This is a genomic window from Marinibactrum halimedae (genome assembly GCF_021234875.1).
Taxonomy (GTDB): domain Bacteria; phylum Pseudomonadota; class Gammaproteobacteria; order Pseudomonadales; family Cellvibrionaceae; genus Marinibactrum; species Marinibactrum halimedae.
The window spans coordinates 39,849-57,914 of record NZ_JAJQVM010000008.1 but is presented as its reverse complement, the minus strand read 5'-3'; the positions used below and the strand labels follow the sequence as shown (position 1 = coordinate 57,914).

Here is an 18,066-nt window from a genome sequence, read left to right as displayed (position 1 = left end):
TTAAACCTCAAGTTCTGAGTAACCCTGTGCCAAGCTAGTCAGATATGGGGGTATTGGTAATCCAGACCGTCTGATAGGGCTGCAACGTTAAACCCTCTTCAATAGACTCAAACACACTATTCGAAATCAAGTCAATCCAGCGATCCGTTCCTATTAAGTTGATTTCAGACAAAAGAATATGCTGCTCTTGGTCGGAAACATTGCTGATACAAAAAATACTTTGACGTCGATTAATACTCTGTCGCCAAAAACCAAACAATTGATACCCCAAATGCAAGGTAAACTGTGTTGCGTTTGGATGAAAAGCTTCCTGCACAGATCGAATGGCAATCAATCGTTTTAGCCTGTCGTACACTTTACGATGTTGGGTGTGAGATTGCTCTAAAGCTTCCGTTAATTTTGGATAATCCCACTGATGCCGATTAATAGCCCGATTATGGTTAGTATGCTTAACACGCTCATAATCATTGCTGGTTGCCACCAAACTATGAATATAAATACCCGGTATACCTTCTAAACCGAGCATAATGGCATGAGCACAAATAAACCGATCTATACCCCATCGATCAGGCCCCTTAATTGTGCCTTGCAAGGCATCAAATAAAGCAATATTAATTTCATATGGCTTATTTTTTCCGCCTTCTGCGGCACGCCACGACACTCGCCCACCAAAAGACTGCATAGTATTAATCAGGACATCAATTTCATCATCTTGCAACAAGCCTTCCGCAGGGCGCAGACCAATACCATCATGGGAGGCAATAAAATTAAAATAAGCGGTACCATTTTGCGCCGGGGGCATACTCATCTGCCATTGCTTCAGATATCGACAATCGCCAGTAATTAAGGTATTCACCAATAACGGGGGCAAAGAAAAATTATAAATACAATGGGCTTCGTTAGCATTACCAAAGTAAGATAAATTTTCACGATTCGGAATATTGGTTTCTGTGATGATCACAGCGTCAGGTTGTGCATATTCAATTAACGTACGCAACAACCGAACAGTTTCATGCGTTTCTAAAAGATTAATACAGGACGTTCCTAATTCTTTCCATAAAAAGGCAACTGCATCCAAACGAAAAATATTGACACCACGATCCAAGTAATGACGAATAATACCCACAAACTCTTTGAGCACTGTGGGATTTTTAAAGTCTAAGTCCACTTGATCATGACTGAAAGTACACCAAACATGCTTCATCCCTTCAACCGTTTCAGTAGGGCGCAGCAAAGGGCTGGTTCTAGGCCGAACAACCGCTCGCAAATCCGCATCAGGATCTTCCATTTCAACGAAAAAATCCCGTCCCGGATGGCGACCTGCCTTATAATTTTCGAACCACATACTGCGACTAGAACAGTGATTAATCACCAAGTCAGACATCAAGCGATATCGTTTTGAGATGTCTTCAATATCACTCCATTCACCTAATGCTTCATTTACGGCTGAAAAATTCATGACCGCAAACCCATCATCAGAGGTGTATGGAAAAAACGGTAAAATATGCACACTGTTAATTAAGCCATTACAATATTGATCAAGAAAACTTAACAACGTATGCAAAGGCTTCTCACCCTCCATTTTCACGCTATCGCCGTAAGTAATTAAAATACAATCACTCTGGCTCCAATGGTTCTGATGAGGAACCGGCTCTTCCTGTACTTGGGCTAAGCGCATAACATTAATGAGCTCATCAGCCAATCCAGTAATATCATCTACCGAATCAACACTTTGATAGATAACCTCTAAATGATGATGAACTTTCTGCTGTAATAATTCAAAAGCGTGACTCATGTAACCCCTTTGCCTTTTTCATCCAATACGGTTTTTTATACATGCTAAATCAAAGTGCAGACCAATATATTCTGCCACTATTGTAACGGCACACATTCTTTTTCATGAACGCACTGTTGCCGAAAATTCTTTATTGTCTTCTTCTACAGCTTCTCTCAATCGGTCAAATACATCTGGCATGGCACTGGCCACCCTGTTCCAACTCGGAATAAACGGCGTCTTCATTGGATTATCCAAAAAGGCTTGTCCGGCTTCCATGATGTTTTGTGCAAACATCTCCACCGCCACCTCTTCTTCATGTAAATCATGAGATAAACCATTCATAATGGCATCATTGTGATACGTCTCGACAAAATCGAGTGCAATTCGAAAATACGTCGCTTTAATGGTACGAAATGTTTCTGGTGTAAACACCTCTCCCTGTGTCGCCAATTTACGAAAAACGGCCTTAGCAATATCAATAGACATTTTTGATAGGCCCGCATTTCGATCATCCAGTGATAAGCTTTGGTGTTTGTGATCATAGGTATCAGCAATATCCACCTGGCACAAACGGTTGTGGGCATAATTACGATGCATTTCCGAGAGTACGCCAATTTCTAACCCCCAGTCACTGGGAATCCGTAAGTCCGTTAATACATCTCGTCGAAATGAAAACTCTCCCGCTAATGGATAACGGAAACTGTCCATATAATCCAAATACTCCAACGGCCCTAGCACACGCTTTAAAGCACGAACTAATGGGGTAACCAATAATCGGCACACTCGGCCATTAATTTTCCCCGATGCCACTCTGGCATAATACCCTTTACAAAATTCATAATTGAAAAAAGGGTTAGCCACAGGGTAAATTAATCGAGCCAATAAACTTCGATCATACGTGACAATATCACAATCGTGTAAAGCAACGGACTCGCCTACCCCAGAGGCCAACACATAGCCCATGCAGTACCATACATTCCGCCCTTTACCTAATTCTCGTGGCGCCAGCCCTTTTTCTCTCAACTCGTTGTCCAACGCTAACAGCCTAGGCCCATCATTCCATAACACACGATGGTGCTGGGGTAACTGAGAAAAGAACTCCAATGCAAAACGATACTGGGATTCATCCGCTCGATCTAAGCCGACGACAATCTCCGAAAGATAAGGAACTTGCGTCAAATGAGAAATAATATTGGGCATTGCCTCGCCTTCTAGCTCAGAAAACAGGCTGGGCAAAATGAGAGACATGGGGCGAGTTTTTTGAAATCGGACGAGTTCAGCTTCCATTTCCTCTAAAGGACGATCCGATAAATTATGTAACGTGGTAATAATACCGTTTTGATGAAAATCACCCATGTAATTGTCCTAATAATAATTAACTGTGTTCATGAGCAATGCCACTCAACCCGAGGGCATGTCTCTTGTATTGCTTCATCATAAGCTGACAAAACAATCTAAAATTCATACAAATGGTTTTTCAATCAACCCTTCTGAGGGGATAAATTGCATTCTGGATAAACAATGTTTTAAGTGTTTATACATAACCATTCTCATCCAAGTATTCCCCTATTGCCTGGGCCCACCCACTGGGGCCAAACTCCGCAGTTGTTGTCGGATTACCATTAACCGACGGCGGCTCATGGATTGGAGAGCGAACAATAATGGCTTTCTCTACCGCCTCTAACATTGCAATATCATTGTGGCTGTCTCCCAATCCAATTGTCGTGAGTGCCCCTTCTTGTTTTTGCCACACACTGTGGTAGAACGTTTTCAACCACAATAGCGCCTTACCTTTATCACAATAATCAGACACATGCAGAAAACGCCCTCCTTTAAGCACATGAGCTCCTAACGATTCCATACTCTCGATAAACGTTTCCTGTGCTTTGGCACTACCAACCCATTTAATGGGCTCACCAAATAACCGTTTAGAGGACTGTTCTGCTTCCGCTCTGGAGAGTCCAGTCATTGCCATAATTCCGTCAATACCCGCCTCTTGATAAGTAATGAAACAATCAGGAAATTTATCTTTCACATAGCCAATTAAGCCCTGCCAGTGTTTTCTGGGCTTCGCAAATGGCTTCACCCAAAAGCCTTCATATTCATACATGCCTAAGGCTTGATAATCTGGTACGTGGCTCGTGGTATTACACAGAGTTTTCACATAATCGGAAGGGATGCATACTGCTGCTCCATTTTCAACAATAAAAGGGTGATGATTATTAAGACTTTCTCTTAGTACCTTCAATTCGGCGAAGGTTTTACTGGTGGTCGGTATCACCGGTATACCGAGTGTATCGAGCCTTTGAAGAACATTGACAGCAGGTTTAAAGGAATAGTTATGATGATCCAGTAAAGTACCATCCATATCGGTAAAAATAATAACCGAATTCATGAGTTACCCTAGTTATTCAGTAATGGAAAACCAAAACTGTATTTTATTTATTTAGCCACTCGTCATAAAGCGATAATCATTAGGCTTAGCTTTTAGCGAACGAGCCTTAATCTGTATTTTTACGAACGATCTTTAACAAAAAAACTCTCAACAAAAAGCATTTAGTTCAGCGAGTCATGATACCGTGAACAGTGCGATCTTCACCTAACTCGTAAACCCAGTCTGCCCTTGAAGGTAAAGTGAGTAATGTATGCTCCGTAATACGTTGATAAAACTGAATGAAACGCTTGAGCTCTTCAGCACTCATTATCTTTTTCCCTGAAGTATCGCCTGCTCGGCGACGTAATTTATCTTCTTGTTGCAATCGCCATTGATACACACAATCAAAAGAGGGCGCTTGTAACATCACCCAATAGTCAACTTGCCCAAAAAACATGGCATATTCTGCACCCAAGCGGGCATTCACATAACGACGATACTGCCCATCCGGATCTTCTTTTTCTTCAAGCTCATTGATTGGTTTGATCAACGCACCCTCATCCTGCGGAATTGCACCTAGACACCACCCCTCAATGATGAGGATATCAATGGGCGTTTCCGTTGGCGTCCATTCACTGTTCGGAAAACGATCATCAATGGCTTTATCAAAACGTGGCACCATAATTTGACCCGCATTGCGCATCAGCTGATTGAGTGTCTGTGTTGCCAATTCCATATCATGGGTACCAGGTACACCTCGTGTTTGAAGCAACGGGTGAACGTCTTTCCCAAGCTGCGCTCTTTCACTGGCCGTAAGATAAAAATCATCAATGGATATAGCTACGCTTTTACACTCAAAGCAACCTCTAAGCAATTCAACCAAGAGCCCTGCTACCGTACTTTTACCGGAGCCTTGGCATCCATTAATGCCACACACAATTGGCTTTTTGAACTGCCCATGCTTCTGCTTTAGTACCTCAGCCAACGGAAAAAACCAGCGTATTGCAGCGTCCAAATAACTTGAGGGCAATAGCTCCCTTTGAATAAAGTGTTCAATAACCTGTTCGTATTTCACTATCCAAATACCTTTTTTTTATTATCAAAAGCGATCTAAATGTGAGTCATTTATGAGGCCCAGAAATCCATTTTGCCTTAATCAGACTACGGTTTACCCCTACTTTCTTACTGGCTACTTACTAAGGCCATCTATCAAAAATTCCGCTAGCGTATTGAGATCAAAGCAGAAACCATGCCGACCCCCTCTTATTTAAATGCAAACTATTACAGTTTCATATTCAGTTTAGTGCATAACGCACCGAGTCAGTGCGAATCTTTTCCTACCAACAGCTTGCTTTTAATCGACCCAACTTGGTGCAAAAAGATTCTTTCGTGCAACAAGAGCACCCAATTCAGCGTCATCATATGAATAACCGGTGGAGAATGGGTGGGCCCAGCTCCACTCAATACCCCACTCTTAAAAGAGTATGAAAAATTACAATTAATAACCTGCGTTTTGATAACAAATAAGAGGACTTAAAGCAGATAAAGGAAAATGGTAATAAGAAAGCCATAAAGTGCTGTCCATAACGCTCAATAAGGCCTATACACTCGATAAATAAAGCCCTTGAGACCACTATCAAGCAGATATTGATTTGTATAAATCACTCTATATGGGATGAATAATGTATGGGGTAAATAAAAAATATGGGATAAGTCAAAAAACAGGTGAATAAACACGAGGAGAAAAGAAAAAAGGGGGGCCAGTGCGTAGCCCCGCAAGAGCAAGCTTCATGAGAGAATGCTTTTCCAATAATGAAAAGCATCAAAACTACTGCATATGCTGTGCCAAATCCGCATCAACCCGAATCATGGTATCCTTTTTGTGGTTAAACACTTTTTTAAAAACAGCGATGACACAATGACAGAAATAACACTGGCTCCAAAAACAGCGCTTTACCAAAAGAAACGATTCCTCGCAATACCTCGCTTGGGGGAGATGATGCTCTTTCTGGTTACTGCCTGCGCTTTAGCCACCAATAGTTCGGTCGCCTATAGTTCGGTCACCAACAACTCCCCCACGAAGACCGCTTCCAATGTGCATTGGTTCGAATCCTTCAAAACCAGCGCAACGACTGAGGAAATGTATGCGTTCTTACAAGCACTACCCAAAGGCGGCGACATTCACAACCATATGAGCGGTTCCGGGCTTCCTGAGTGGTGGTTTGAGCTTGCAACTGACTCATCCATTAACAGTGGATACCAGTATTACACCAAAACTCAAGTGAAACACTGCCAACCATATGGAGGAAATGAATTTGGGGGCACGCCTTATTTAATGATGTTTCACACCATACAGCGCTCTACGTATGAACAGTTATCACAATGCAGTAAGTCAGAGTATCAACCCCTCACCAGGTTGTCCGAAGAGGAAAAAAACGGTTGGCTCAATAGCATTCGATTAGATAAACCCTATGAAGGGCGTGAAGAGTTTTTTCAGAGACACTGGCAACGACTTGGGGATTTAACAGGCAACCCCTTTATCATGTCGGAACTGCTCGTGAAAAACATGCAAGCCTTTGGCGAAGAGGGTGTAATGTACCTGGAAACTCAAATGGGCCCCAAAGGCTATATGGATCCCGGTGGCAACCCAATCCAACCGAACATTGTGGCGGATATTTTTAGGCATCGCCTACAAGAAAAAGACGCAAAATCATCCGGCGTAACAGCAAGGCTACAATATGCCATTTTACGATTTGCCAAGAGCGCCAATGAAGACCTGAAAGACGCCTATCAATTTGTCGATAAAAACCGAGATATTTACGTAGGCGTTAATTTAGTTGGTCGGGAAGATAACGATAAAGGCCACCCTTTGCGTTTTTTAAACACACTCAGAGAGTTACGTAAAACAACACCGACCATACCATTGTCTCTGCACGCAGGTGAAGTTGACGAGCCAAACCAGCACATTCGAGAATCTTTATTACTTGGTGCCAAACGAATTGGTCATGGTGTCAATTTATTGGGCGACCCAGACACGCTCCTACTGATGCAATCTGGTCGCTATCTCATTGAAATCAATTTAGTCAGTAACTTATTACTAGAATATATTAACGATTATAGTGAACACCCCTTCCCAGAATATTTACGCACAGGCATCCCGGTAGCATTAACAACCGATGATAGAGGCATGTGGGATTCCAATATGACCGATGAATATTTTACCGCCGTTACTGAGTTTAATTTGTCCTGGGAAGAATTAATCACACTGGGAGAAAATTCATTACAGCACAGTTTTCTTGACCACAAAACCAAAACCTTACTATTAAAAAATTATCGTGAAAAAGTTAAACGTTTTGAGAAAAAAATGAAAAAAAAATTAGAAAAGAAACCACTTTTTGAACCCAAGTATTCGAAGTATTCTTGTCGTCAATGGCAACTCTGTACAAAAAATTAAAATTTCATCCACCTAGTAATACTAGGTGGATGATGTTAATTAGGCAGCGATTAATTAAAAACTCGCATTAGCACTGGTTTGAGATGAGCTGCCCGTACTTAAAGAATTATTACTACCCGACTGCCATTCAACTCGATCATTAGGATTGGTTTCACTACGCTTGAGGCATTTCCACTCTACCGACGCATTTTGCGGTAAAGCCACTGTTCCTGTCCATGTGGGATAACTCATTGGCTCTAACTTAACGGCCTGTCCTAATGACCAATTCCCCAATTCAGTTATATCACCAATGACATAAACGGATTGACCCGGAGTCGTTTGTCCATTCGCACAAGAAAAGTTGACATCTACAGTACCAGAAGAAGGCGGCGGCGGAGTTACTCCCCCTTTTCTAACAGAGATATTTTTTGTTTGGTCATTAAAGGTAATCGTGTAAGTACCGGCACCGTCTGTAATGGGATAGTCTTCTGCTGGATACGCTTCTGACCAATCTTCAAAACGACTAATTTTAAAGCGAGGGCCACCATTTCCATCACCAGAACCAAATGTAGTAGTCACTGTCCACTCACCCTCATCAAATGTCATGGGCGTTGTACCCCAGGAATTAGACGTGGCTCTTAGGTAGGCGTTCTCCCAAGTCTTCGTTACAGGAGGGGGTGGAGGACAATCACCTGAACATCCACCACCAATTTTGGCATTTACGTGAATAGCAGAAGCACTGATCGTGTCTACATTAAAATATGCCGTACCATCGCCATTCACCCGAATAATAGGGCCATCACAATTACCATTCACGTATTCCCCATTGATAATGTCGCAATACTCACCCGCAGGCATACCCGTTTGCAGCGTCTGGTTTAAGTTGTTGTAATCTTCACGGTTAATTGCCACAAACCCAAGACCACCACGACCGAAAGCAATCTGATTATTACCATTATCCCACCAGTCCGTTATTTCCCAACGATCCACAGTCGCGTTCCGAAACCCCACCATGTTAGCAATACCGCGCCAACGGTGCTCACAAACCCAACCTTGATTACAGGCATCCCCCGTATGCGGTCCTGAAGAGGGAGGGCCTTGATCAAAGTCGTTAAAATAATAACTCGACATCACTTTAGGGTAACCATATGGGTAAGCCAACATAAAGATCTCACCGATATAATATAAATCTCCCACATCTTTATAAGTGAGGGTTCGATCTGCGTTATGGCGTTGATCATCATGATTAGACACAAACACCACCGCACTACTGCTATTTAGCCAGCCCCAATTGGTGATATTTCGAAGATTTTTTATTGGCTGACGCCCTTTAAAAGCATCGCCTATGGTTCGCTCAAAATTAAATTCGGTTACCAAACCATTACCCAAGTATTCTTGTGGTTGAACAGGCTCACCAGGTGCACCAATCACTTCCTGAAAAATGACAACGTCTTTTCTTAATCGCGATAAAATGGCAGAAATATCGCCGGAAGGTATATGCTTTGCTGCATCAATACGAAAACCCTTGACCCCTAAATCAATCAAATGATTCATATAACCGGCGATTTTATCTTGGACATAACCAGAAGCGGTATTCAAATCATTTAATCCAACTAAATCACAATTTTGAATTGACCAACGATCACCATAATTGATGTCATCCGTACAATTATTAAAATCATTAGGGCCATAAGGCACTTCTGGAAAATAACGATCCCATGCCGCCATATGATTAATAACGGCATCGACATAGATATCAACACCCACTGCCGCGCAACGCTGCACCATAGATCTAAATTGAGATTCATTGCCACTTCTTCCTTCAATGGCGTAACTCACGGGCTGGTAACGTGTCCACCACTGACCGCCACTAATGGATTTTTGAGGTGGAGAGACTTGAACTGCCGCAAACCCTTTAGGACCTAAATGCTGCTCACATTCTGCGGCCACATCATCCCATTTCCATTCAAACAAATGGACAAAAGCCGTCCTGCTTTGTGCATTACTCGCTTGGCTTATCGACAATGCGACGGCCGCGAATACTGACAACACCGTTCTTTTCTTCATAGCGTCATACCCTTATTTTTTTATTGGATAGTATTTAGGGTTATTTCTTGGTGAGAAACACTAAAACATAAGCCAACGCCATTCATTTTCAAAATCATTTTCTACTAATTTAAAACAATGAATTAAAAATAATTAGCGTTACTAAGTAATTTACCAAGCCACAACTCAGAGTGGATTATGATTGACATACGCCTGAATAAAGCGCATCAGATAATTTTATTTTTATTGTGGACAAAGCATAAACGGGTCTAGAAGAAGAAAAAACTATTTGCATACGTATTCATATTAAAATTCACTTAACCAAGGTATTGATACCCGATTTAGATCAACATATTAAAATAATCTACTCATCTCACAGTAAAAAGCACATAGTTCATGACAGGCATCAATAGATTCTTTGATTCTATGATGGCATATCAGCCCATAAAAATATGAAAAACGGGTTATTCCATCAATGTGGCTGAGCAATCAAGCACTCACTCAACGGCCTTCACAATGGAGAAATAACAATCAAGGAAACGGGGCTATGAGACAACCATAACGCAGACATAAACACTAAAGCCCCCTACAATCCCATAGAAAGTCGAGATACTATTATTGATATACTATTAGTGATATCCAATTATTCTATGAGAACAAAGATGAGCATGTCGGCACTGGAATCCGTAAAACATCGCATTGATGAATTAAACACACAAGATCCTAATTCTGAATACGACGGAGTTACAATGGTGCCAAAGGAATGGCTCTATAGCCAACGAATGAGCACTCGCCTCAACTTATTTCAACCGGATGCAAATGAGCTTTTACAAATCGCCGCACACGGACAGCACATCATGCGCTGGAAATCACCTCGTAGTGATTACCCAATGACCAAAGCAGGGTATAAACAATGGCGGTTAAAACTGGCACAATTTCATGGTGAGCAGGTTGCTAAGGTGATGGCGGCTCATCAATATCCAGAGAGTGATCAAACTCGTGTAAAAGATTTACTACTGAAGAAGCGACTCAAGAAAGACGAAGACGCACAAGCCTTAGAGGATGTAATCTGCCTCGTTTTTTTGGAACATTATTTTGAACCTTTTGCCCAGAAGCACACCGACGAGAAAGTGATCGACATACTTAGAAAGACCTGGAATAAAATGTCGCCAACCGGTCATGAGCATGCACTCACTCTCGCCCCTACCCTCTCTCCTCCACTGCAATCACTTATCTCCCGTGCACTTTCATAGGCCTATCGGGTTGTGTGTATTCCCGTCATTACGCATAATCCAACCCTCACCATCAGCATCACTGATTTCTTCTCTAACTGATTGAAACCAATCCGCTAGAGAAACCGTCCACTTTTTTGTTCTCGGGTATTACGCGTCACATGTGGTTTAAAAATATACAGTTTTATCGACTCGCCTCCCCCTTTCAACTTACAGAAGAAGAACTCGAAAAGTCCCTTGAGGAGAATAAATTTACCCCATGCGGACGCCACGATTTAGTTCGTTACGGCTGGATATCCCCCCTTGGCAAACACAGTGATCGACTGCTGCACGCCTCCAGCGGCTGTATTCTGCTGTGCACACGAAAACAAGAAAAGGTTCTTCCGGCCAGCGCGATTAAAGAGCTCGTTAACGAGAAAGTCGATCTGATCGAGCAAAAAGAAGACCGTAAAGTCTATCGAAAAGAAAAAGACGCCATCAAAGAAGACGTCATCCAGGAAAACCTACCCAATGCCCTTTGCCGTACCAACGATACCTACGCCTACATTGACTTACAGCAACAGTGGATTGTAATTGACTCTTCCAGTGCCAATAAAGCAGAAGAACTTGTCAGCTATTTAAGAAAAAGTATTGGCAGCTTTCCAGCCATCCCATGCCAAACTACGGATACTCCAGCCATCATTATGACCCAATGGCTATCTTCTGCTGAAATACCCAGCTATCTATTACTTGGCACAGAGTGTGAGATGAAAACCCGCACCGAAGAAGGTAGCTTGGTGCAATGTAAGAACCAGGATCTTTTGAGCGAAGAAATTCAGTCACACATCGACAACGGCAAAGAAGTTTCTAAACTCGCTCTGACATGGAGAGATAAGGTGTCATTCGTAGCTTACGCCGATTTGAGCCTTAAAAGGATGAAGTTTGGGGAAGAGCTGATAGAAGAATCTTCTAATGCCAGTGATGGAGACCCCATCGTCCAGTTCGATACGGATCTAGCAATTATGTCTAACACCATCAGAGAGCTGCTTAGCGATATACTGGAAGAGTTTGGCGGCATAAAACAAGAGGCAATCTAACGCCCCTGAGCGAAGGGGGTCACAGCCCCTCGCTAAAACTAACTTAAACACGAATCGTTCTACTTAAATACCACAAAATAAATACCACCAAAGCAAATTACAGTGATTCCACAGTCGCAATCACATCACACGCTCATCACTCTTAACTCTTACACCCTGCAATAAAAAGTTCTTTTTTTGACCAAGACTTTCGCATGAAAACGCTATAAAAAATTAAAATTTACAACATAAAGGAATTTAAAATTCTTTTACGGAATATAAGAAGCCCTCTTTGGAAATCTTTACATTGTAGGAAAAATTATTCTTGACATAGTTCACACATATATTTAGAACTGAGAAGGATAAGGGGCACTGCTGTATTACCCAATTTGGAACAAACCCTTTTTTCATTAAACAACCGAACAGGTGGACTACCCATGAAAACACGAACAAAAGTAGCCACATTTTTACTCTTGATCAGTGCATTCATCAGCCAAACAGCGTTCAGCAATGACCTCGCTAAACTAGCACGCGCATGTGACGAGGCATGTATCAAGTCTAAAGCAGAGCGCGAGCATGGGGTCAAATTTCCCTCTTACCTCACGTTCAAATTTTGCGAAACAACAAGAGATACCTTCTTAGAATCAGATAACCGCAGTATCACAAACTACCGCGAAAAAGACATGGACCCAAAGTACACGGGTGGTATCAACAATATGAGGAAGTTTATCAGCCAACGCAGAGAGTGGCTGGCGGAGTGTGATGATTACACTCGTAAAACCGAGCGTGGACGCTTATTCTCAGACAACAAAACCACCGACAGCATCTTTAAAGCAATGGACTCTGTTACCAAAGAACTTCAGGCCATTCTCGATGGCGTCACCTATTCCACCGAGCTTGGGTCAGATAGCCTTCTTATTGCCGGAGAAAAATTTGATCACCTAATTAAAGTTGTGGACGATCACAAAAGTGTGCTGCAACTTAAGGGGCAATACGTGGCCAATTAAAAAGCCCGTATTAAATTGACAACAACCCAAAACCTATATTCAGATACCAACTTAAGCCGATTTAAAACCAAATCCACTAAGAAACTCCTGCACCCTTAAGCATTTTCAGGTGCAGGTTTTTTCTTCAATGACAAAAGAGGCTTTTTCTTCCTGTCACTAAGCACAATAGAAGAAGGTTTTTTTACCACCGTTGGCTGTCGCGTTTCACTTCGAGTGGAAAAACCACTCCTGGCACTCCCACTTCGAGCTGTAAAGTGAGTGTCGCGGGGTCTATTGCCTGCCGCTTTACTCAAGGCATCCATCCCCTCTCTTAACAATTTAACCTGCTCCAAAGCGGATAAGCCTTCGGGAAATGAACCTGGATGAACCGTAGAGGGGCTTCGTAAGGAACCCTCAATAGTGACTGTAAAACCACTATCGTGTGTTGCTTGCAAGCGTTCAATATCAACTTGCCATTCGGTATGTGTCATTTATCAATCAATTCCTTAAATCAGTACCGATAAAATTGAGTGTTGGGTATTCAATATGCTGCCATACAAAGAGCGAGTGGCTATTGCACTGGCATTTATATCCATCAGAAATAGGAAACCCGTATTGAGTAGGCACTGTACCATAGGCACGTAGCTGTAGGTATTCAGATAGGTCATTTTACGTGCTATTAAACGGAACCCAGTCAAAAATCAAATAAATTGAACTGGATTCCTTTTAAATCTATGCACTACTTTTGATTGGAGCCTCAAAGACTCTTGGTCATCACTGCAAATCAGCTAGCCTGATGCACTTTTTTGCGGGTTTGTCGGGCCGGTGGTGGCGCACCGATATGGGCACGATTTCGACGCTTCGCTAGCTCAATTTGTTTTTGCCGTTCCGAAAATCGTAGTCGCTGTTCTGCTGTAAGTTTATCAAAACACTTAGGACAAGACACTCCGACTATGTATTGATCAGACTGCTTATCCTCTTCTGTAATGGGGTGTCGACACCCATGACACTGATCGTAGGAGCCTTTTTCTAGATGATGATTGACTGAAACCCGATTATCAAAAACAAAACACTCCCCTTCCCATAAACTGTCTTCGGGACTGACTTCTTCTAAGTACTTTAGAATCCCACCTTCAAGATGATAAACCTCATCAAACCCCTGCTCCTTTAGATAAGCTGTTGATTTTTCACACCGAATTCCTCCGGTGCAAAACATAGCCACTTTCTTATTTTCTTTAGGGTCAAGATTCTCTTTCACATAATCAGGAAACTCTCGGAATGTTGTCGTTTCAGGATTCTGTGCATTCTTAAAGGTACCTATCTCAAATTCATAGTCGTTACGTGTATCAACTACCACGACATCAGGGTCAGAGATCAAGGCATTCCAGTCCTGCGGCTTAACATAAGTGCCTACTATTTTATTTGGGTCTATGCCATCAACCCCCATTGTCACGATCTCTTTCTTCAGCTTAACTTTCATCCGATAGAAAGGCGTACCGTCATCTTCCGATTCTTTGTGTACCAAATCCTTCAAGCGAGGGTCTGATTTTAAATAGGAAAGCAGGTTATCAATGCCTTCACGAGAGCCAGCAACCGTACCGTTGATGCCCTCTTTGGCCAATAATAAAGTACCTTTAACACCATTGTCGTTACACACCGCTAACAGCGGCTCACGAAGAGATTCAAAATCAGGGAGGCTAACAAATTTATACAACGCCGCAATCACCAAACTCATAATATTTCCTTTCTACTATTCAAAAACTCCGTCGTAAGCGGAGCAAAGGCCTAAAAAATCGGCGAGATTATAGCGTTTGAAACCTAAAATGCACACTGATCACAATCAAATGAACGGCAATCAACTAAGCAACAATCGAAGTACTTAACCTTTTGCTTTGCCTTTCTCGATTATGATCTTCCCATACATTACGACCCACCCATACAAAGGGGCGAAGTCGCAGTTTGCTTCTGACGCTCTTGCCACTCCAGTGGAGTAAACAAGTGCAATGACAATGCATGAACGCCTCCCTGTAACTCCTCTGATAATATTTGGTAAAGTAGCTGATGCCGACGCACCCTTGCCAGACCTTCAAACTGCTCTGTCACCGCAACAACCTTAAAATGTGTCTCTGAGTTCTCAGGCACATTGTGATTATGACTCTCATTAATCACCTCAAGGTAATCCGGTGAAACCGACTCTATTATTTTTTTCTGAATAGATTGCTCAACGTTCATACTGCCCTCTTCTGATCATCACTTTTGAGGCTCTTCTCTGTGGAATACTTCTGTATAGGATATTTCACCCTTCATTTAAGCTACTCTCTTTTACTTGAAGCACCTCTCATTGCTCAAACTGAGACTGCACTTTTTGAAAAGCCTCACCACCTTTTATGTCACCGTAAAAGCGGTTTATGTGCTCAAAATTTGAGAATCCAAACGACGTGGATTCAGAGATAGAGAGATACGCAAATGCAACCAAATCTGCAATCGTCAACTGCTGACCAACCAAATGCCCATGGTTTCGTAAGCCCTCATCAATGATCGGCAATTGCCAAGAAAGCCTCTTTTGTGCTGCCTCAATGGCGGGAGCATCTACGGGTTGCCCCATCATTTTTGAGCGAACCACCTCCTGATAAAAGAAGGTAGTAATATGGCGCCCAAATTCTTGAGCAAAAACATCCACCCACTGATCCACTTTTCCCTGATCAATTAATGACTCACCATACAAAGCAGGCTGGTAACGCTTAGCAAGATAACGACAAATGGCGCCTGATTCGCCAAGATGCCCCTCTTCCGTCTCAATAGTGGGCACCAAACCAATCAAACTTCGAGAGAGGTTTTCGGGACTTTTATGCTCTTTCTTAGCTGGATTGAGTTTTTCATACCGATAAATCACACCACTGTATTCCGCTGTAAGCATGACTTTCAATACATTAAAGGTCAAAAATGGAAAACCATAAATCGTGAGCATATTTGCCAACCTCTTTCATTTATTACAACTTTCACCTATTACACTTCAAATTGATACACACCACAAATTGATACGCACCGCTCACTGAATGAATACAAATAGGCACAAAGGGAGCAGCCACATAGCCCGTATTCATTCGCCTTATAGTATGACACTCAATAACAACAGGTAGGTAAAGTCTGAGGAAAGGTAATTCAGAAACGAAAAAGCCCCAAAGCATTACTTTGGGGCTTTTAATATGGCGCACTCGGAAGGATTCGAACCTTCGACCGCTCGGTTCGTAGCCGAGTACTCTATCCAGCTGAGCTACGAGTGCGAAATTCGGTATTTTTAAGCTTTAATAGCTACAGTATGTTAATCTCAACTTCAACATACATTTGAAATAATGGCGCACTCGGAAGGATTCGAACCTTCGACCGCTCGGTTCGTAGCCGAGTACTCTATCCAGCTGAGCTACGAGTGCGCTTCACATTGATTTCAACCCATACGGGCCGCAACCAACAGGCGCGTATATTAGGGATATGGGACGATCAGGTCAACCGCTAATGATACTTTTATTTCAACCACTTACCTTAGCCAAGACCTTATTTTTCTCACGCATCCACCACCTATCCTTAAGTTCCTTCTATTGTTGAACTCATTGACAAAAAAACGAAAAGAATTGACTTAGAATTCCGTTGCACCTAATCTAAATGATATTAATTATCATTTAGATTAGGTGCAACAATGAAGTTCCTCTGCTCACGTCACACCCAGGCAATTCAATCGAATCCAGTGAAAGCAGGACTTTACTGGCAAAAACTCATTGACTCAGGAGAGCACAACCTTAAACAAGGGAATTATTATAAGGCACATCAATGCCTTGGCGGGGCCAGTGAAGTCGCCAGCCTCATGCTAAAATCACAAGTCTTGCGATGGAATAAATACAGCTGTATAGATATGCTCGTCATTGCATGTCGAAAACTTCAACAGACCCTGTCCCTACTTGGCTACCCAACAGAAGCAACGGCTCTAGAAGAAGAGCTTATCCTACAACTGGAAAATCTCTCCACTAACCACCAAATAAATGTCGGCCTTCGTACCGATGCAAAAACCGCCATAGAATATTCGGAACTATATGAAGAAAGAGTACTCGTTCACTAACAAGTCATACACCCTCAAAAAATGATTCAGCTTCGATTCACTGCATCAAGATTAGGATGACATTACCGACTTTGAGTTTTGTATCGGTTTGCTTTTCTGAGGGGAAGCCCTCAACCCTAGTGGACTTGGCGGGTTCTTCCCGCTTTTTTTACTAATAGCTCCGCTTTACTAATAATCTTCGCTAGCTTTAAGAAACTTACAACCCCATTCCTTTTTATAATCCCTACAATTACGCTTACTAACGATGTTTACTATAAAAACATACATTCTGGGGATTATAGAAATCAAACTTTCCAACTAAAAGGCGTAAATAGCGTATCAGTAAAAAGATAGGAGTAGATATAGAAATAAGGAGAATTAACCACTAAGGAGCAAGCGATATTTTTTATATGCGAAAACACATATGAGCAGGAATGGCGGAGAGGGAGGGATTCGAACCCTCGATACCGGGTTAGGGTATACTCCCTTAGCAGGGGAGCGCCTTCGGCCACTCGGCCACCTCTCCGTAACGTGGCGGGCATAATACCACAACCATTTGAAATTCAAAGACTTAAGTTCACTATTTTCTCTAGGCTTATTTAGTCATAACAGAGAAACCGGCCTGACCCGATAAAATCGTGCAATTTTCATTTAAACAACAGGATTTTCACCGAAGGAATTAGAAAACAAAGCTTCGTACGGTTAAAAACAAACTCTAATGAAAAAGGTGATCAGGCACACCAAACAAGAGGTAGAGACTTCCTTAAATTCATACCGACTTTTAAAAAGCTCGATGAATAAACACAGCGCTTAACACTGAAACAATAAAGCACTGAACTTAAAATACGCTCTTGCTTGGGCAAACAGAGATAAGGATTAGCTATTGTGCTCTTGCTCTTTTTCCCGCTGAATACGCTGATAAATCTCTTCACGATGAACAGCAATCTCTTTAGGCGCGTTGACCCCAATACGAACTTGGTTACCTTTTACACCCAATACGGTAACGGTAACGTCATCACCGACCATTAAAGTTTCGCCGATGCGACGAGTCAAAATTAACATTAGAAAATCTC

15 protein-coding genes and 3 tRNA genes are annotated in these 18,066 nt (G+C 42.2%); 5 read left to right on the top strand and 13 right to left on the bottom strand.

All coding sequences use genetic code 11. The annotated features are described in order from the left end of the window. Nucleotides 1–34: 34 nt before the first annotated feature. From LU351_RS06505 to LU351_RS06490, 4 genes are all read right to left on the bottom strand, one after another. Nucleotides 35–1,795 carry a sugar phosphorylase gene (locus tag LU351_RS06505; RefSeq protein WP_232593251.1) on the bottom strand — a complete coding sequence of 587 codons (1,761 nt, stop codon included), beginning with the start codon at nt 1,793–1,795 and terminating at the stop codon, nt 35–37. A 102-nt stretch (nt 1,796–1,897) separates the two neighbouring features. Further along, nucleotides 1,898–3,133, bottom strand: a complete 1,236-nt coding sequence (locus LU351_RS06500) for a glycosyltransferase family protein (protein ID WP_232593250.1) — start codon at nt 3,131–3,133, stop codon at nt 1,898–1,900. Between the two features lie 178 nt (nt 3,134–3,311). Continuing rightward, nucleotides 3,312–4,172 carry an HAD-IIB family hydrolase gene (locus LU351_RS06495; protein WP_232593249.1) on the bottom strand — a complete coding sequence of 287 codons (861 nt, stop codon included), beginning with the start codon at nt 4,170–4,172 and terminating at the stop codon, nt 3,312–3,314. A gap of 166 nt (nt 4,173–4,338) precedes the next feature. Beyond that, a complete protein-coding gene (locus LU351_RS06490) occupies nt 4,339–5,226 on the bottom strand; it encodes a hypothetical protein (RefSeq protein ID WP_232593248.1) in 888 nt (295 codons plus the stop codon). Nucleotides 5,227–6,069: 843 nt separating this feature from the next. On the opposite strand from LU351_RS06490, the gene LU351_RS06485 reads away from it, so the two are divergent. Beyond that, on the top strand, nt 6,070–7,605 hold the full coding sequence (locus LU351_RS06485; protein WP_232593247.1) for an amidohydrolase family protein: 1,536 nt from the start codon (nt 6,070–6,072) through the stop codon (nt 7,603–7,605). A gap of 54 nt (nt 7,606–7,659) precedes the next feature. Here LU351_RS06485 and LU351_RS06480 read toward each other — a convergent pair whose 3' ends face one another. Continuing rightward, on the bottom strand, nt 7,660–9,651 hold the full coding sequence (locus LU351_RS06480) for a carbohydrate-binding module family 20 domain-containing protein (protein WP_232593246.1): 1,992 nt from the start codon (nt 9,649–9,651) through the stop codon (nt 7,660–7,662). Nucleotides 9,652–10,292: 641 nt separating this feature from the next. Between LU351_RS06480 and LU351_RS06475 the strand changes: the two genes are divergently transcribed. From LU351_RS06475 to LU351_RS06465, 3 genes are all read left to right on the top strand, one after another. Beyond that, nucleotides 10,293–10,883: a DUF4202 domain-containing protein gene (locus tag LU351_RS06475; protein WP_232593245.1), complete on the top strand. Its 591-nt coding sequence runs from the start codon at nt 10,293–10,295 to the stop codon at nt 10,881–10,883. 140 nt (nt 10,884–11,023) lie between these two features. Next, a complete protein-coding gene (gene rdgC, locus LU351_RS06470) occupies nt 11,024–11,938 on the top strand; it encodes a recombination-associated protein RdgC (RefSeq protein ID WP_232593244.1) in 915 nt (304 codons plus the stop codon). Nucleotides 11,939–12,354: 416 nt separating this feature from the next. Next, nucleotides 12,355–12,924 (top strand): hypothetical protein, encoded by a 570-nt coding sequence (locus LU351_RS06465; protein WP_232593243.1) that lies wholly within the window; start codon nt 12,355–12,357, stop codon nt 12,922–12,924. Between the two features lie 95 nt (nt 12,925–13,019). Here the strand turns inward: LU351_RS06465 and LU351_RS06460 are convergent, their stop codons facing one another. The 6 genes from LU351_RS06460 to LU351_RS06435 form a co-directional block, all read right to left on the bottom strand. After that, entirely contained in the window at nt 13,020–13,394 is a 375-nt protein-coding gene (locus LU351_RS06460) for a hypothetical protein (protein ID WP_232593242.1), read from the bottom strand. 293 nt (nt 13,395–13,687) lie between these two features. Beyond that, nucleotides 13,688–14,638 carry an oxygen-dependent tRNA uridine(34) hydroxylase TrhO gene (gene trhO, locus LU351_RS06455; protein ID WP_269783329.1) on the bottom strand — a complete coding sequence of 317 codons (951 nt, stop codon included), beginning with the start codon at nt 14,636–14,638 and terminating at the stop codon, nt 13,688–13,690. Nucleotides 14,639–14,826: 188 nt separating this feature from the next. Continuing rightward, nucleotides 14,827–15,135, bottom strand: a complete 309-nt coding sequence (locus tag LU351_RS06450; protein WP_232593241.1) for a BolA family protein — start codon at nt 15,133–15,135, stop codon at nt 14,827–14,829. Nucleotides 15,136–15,241: 106 nt separating this feature from the next. Continuing rightward, complete coding sequence (locus tag LU351_RS06445) at nt 15,242–15,871, bottom strand: glutathione S-transferase family protein (RefSeq protein ID WP_232593240.1); 630 nt, start codon at nt 15,869–15,871, stop codon at nt 15,242–15,244. Between the two features lie 239 nt (nt 15,872–16,110). Further along, nucleotides 16,111–16,187, bottom strand: a tRNA-Arg gene (locus LU351_RS06440). Nucleotides 16,188–16,257: 70 nt separating this feature from the next. Beyond that, nucleotides 16,258–16,334: transfer RNA gene (locus tag LU351_RS06435), tRNA-Arg, on the bottom strand. A gap of 263 nt (nt 16,335–16,597) precedes the next feature. Between LU351_RS06435 and LU351_RS06430 the strand changes: the two genes are divergently transcribed. Continuing rightward, nucleotides 16,598–17,014, top strand: coding sequence for a hypothetical protein (locus LU351_RS06430; protein ID WP_232593239.1), 417 nt, complete (start codon nt 16,598–16,600; stop codon nt 17,012–17,014). A 414-nt stretch (nt 17,015–17,428) separates the two neighbouring features. Here the strand turns inward: LU351_RS06430 and LU351_RS06425 are convergent. Both LU351_RS06425 and csrA read right to left on the bottom strand, forming a co-directional pair. After that, nucleotides 17,429–17,519, bottom strand: a tRNA-Ser gene (locus tag LU351_RS06425). Between the two features lie 350 nt (nt 17,520–17,869). Further along, nucleotides 17,870–18,055 (bottom strand): carbon storage regulator CsrA, encoded by a 186-nt coding sequence (csrA, locus tag LU351_RS06420; protein WP_232593238.1) that lies wholly within the window; start codon nt 18,053–18,055, stop codon nt 17,870–17,872. Between the last annotated feature and the right edge of the window lie 11 nt (nt 18,056–18,066).

What these genes read in the sequence shown, in the direction of transcription:
- LU351_RS06505 (WP_232593251.1), bottom strand. Translation starts at nt 1,795, where the DNA reads ATGAGTCACGCTTTTGAATTATTACAGCAGAAAGTTCATCATCATTTA.
- LU351_RS06500 (WP_232593250.1), bottom strand. Translation starts at nt 3,133, where the DNA reads ATGGGTGATTTTCATCAAAACGGTATTATTACCACGTTACATAATTTA.
- LU351_RS06495 (WP_232593249.1), bottom strand. Translation starts at nt 4,172, where the DNA reads ATGAATTCGGTTATTATTTTTACCGATATGGATGGTACTTTACTGGAT.
- LU351_RS06485 (WP_232593247.1), top strand. Translation starts at nt 6,070, where the DNA reads ATGACAGAAATAACACTGGCTCCAAAAACAGCGCTTTACCAAAAGAAA.
- LU351_RS06480 (WP_232593246.1), bottom strand. Translation starts at nt 9,651, where the DNA reads ATGAAGAAAAGAACGGTGTTGTCAGTATTCGCGGCCGTCGCATTGTCG.
- LU351_RS06475 (WP_232593245.1), top strand. Translation starts at nt 10,293, where the DNA reads ATGAGCATGTCGGCACTGGAATCCGTAAAACATCGCATTGATGAATTA.
- rdgC (WP_232593244.1), top strand. Translation starts at nt 11,024, where the DNA reads ATGTGGTTTAAAAATATACAGTTTTATCGACTCGCCTCCCCCTTTCAA.
- LU351_RS06465 (WP_232593243.1), top strand. Translation starts at nt 12,355, where the DNA reads ATGAAAACACGAACAAAAGTAGCCACATTTTTACTCTTGATCAGTGCA.
- LU351_RS06460 (WP_232593242.1), bottom strand. Translation starts at nt 13,394, where the DNA reads ATGACACATACCGAATGGCAAGTTGATATTGAACGCTTGCAAGCAACA.
- trhO (WP_269783329.1), bottom strand. Translation starts at nt 14,638, where the DNA reads ATGAGTTTGGTGATTGCGGCGTTGTATAAATTTGTTAGCCTCCCTGAT.
- LU351_RS06450 (WP_232593241.1), bottom strand. Translation starts at nt 15,135, where the DNA reads ATGAACGTTGAGCAATCTATTCAGAAAAAAATAATAGAGTCGGTTTCA.
- LU351_RS06445 (WP_232593240.1), bottom strand. Translation starts at nt 15,871, where the DNA reads ATGCTCACGATTTATGGTTTTCCATTTTTGACCTTTAATGTATTGAAA.
- LU351_RS06430 (WP_232593239.1), top strand. Translation starts at nt 16,598, where the DNA reads ATGAAGTTCCTCTGCTCACGTCACACCCAGGCAATTCAATCGAATCCA.
- csrA (WP_232593238.1), bottom strand. Translation starts at nt 18,055, where the DNA reads ATGTTAATTTTGACTCGTCGCATCGGCGAAACTTTAATGGTCGGTGAT.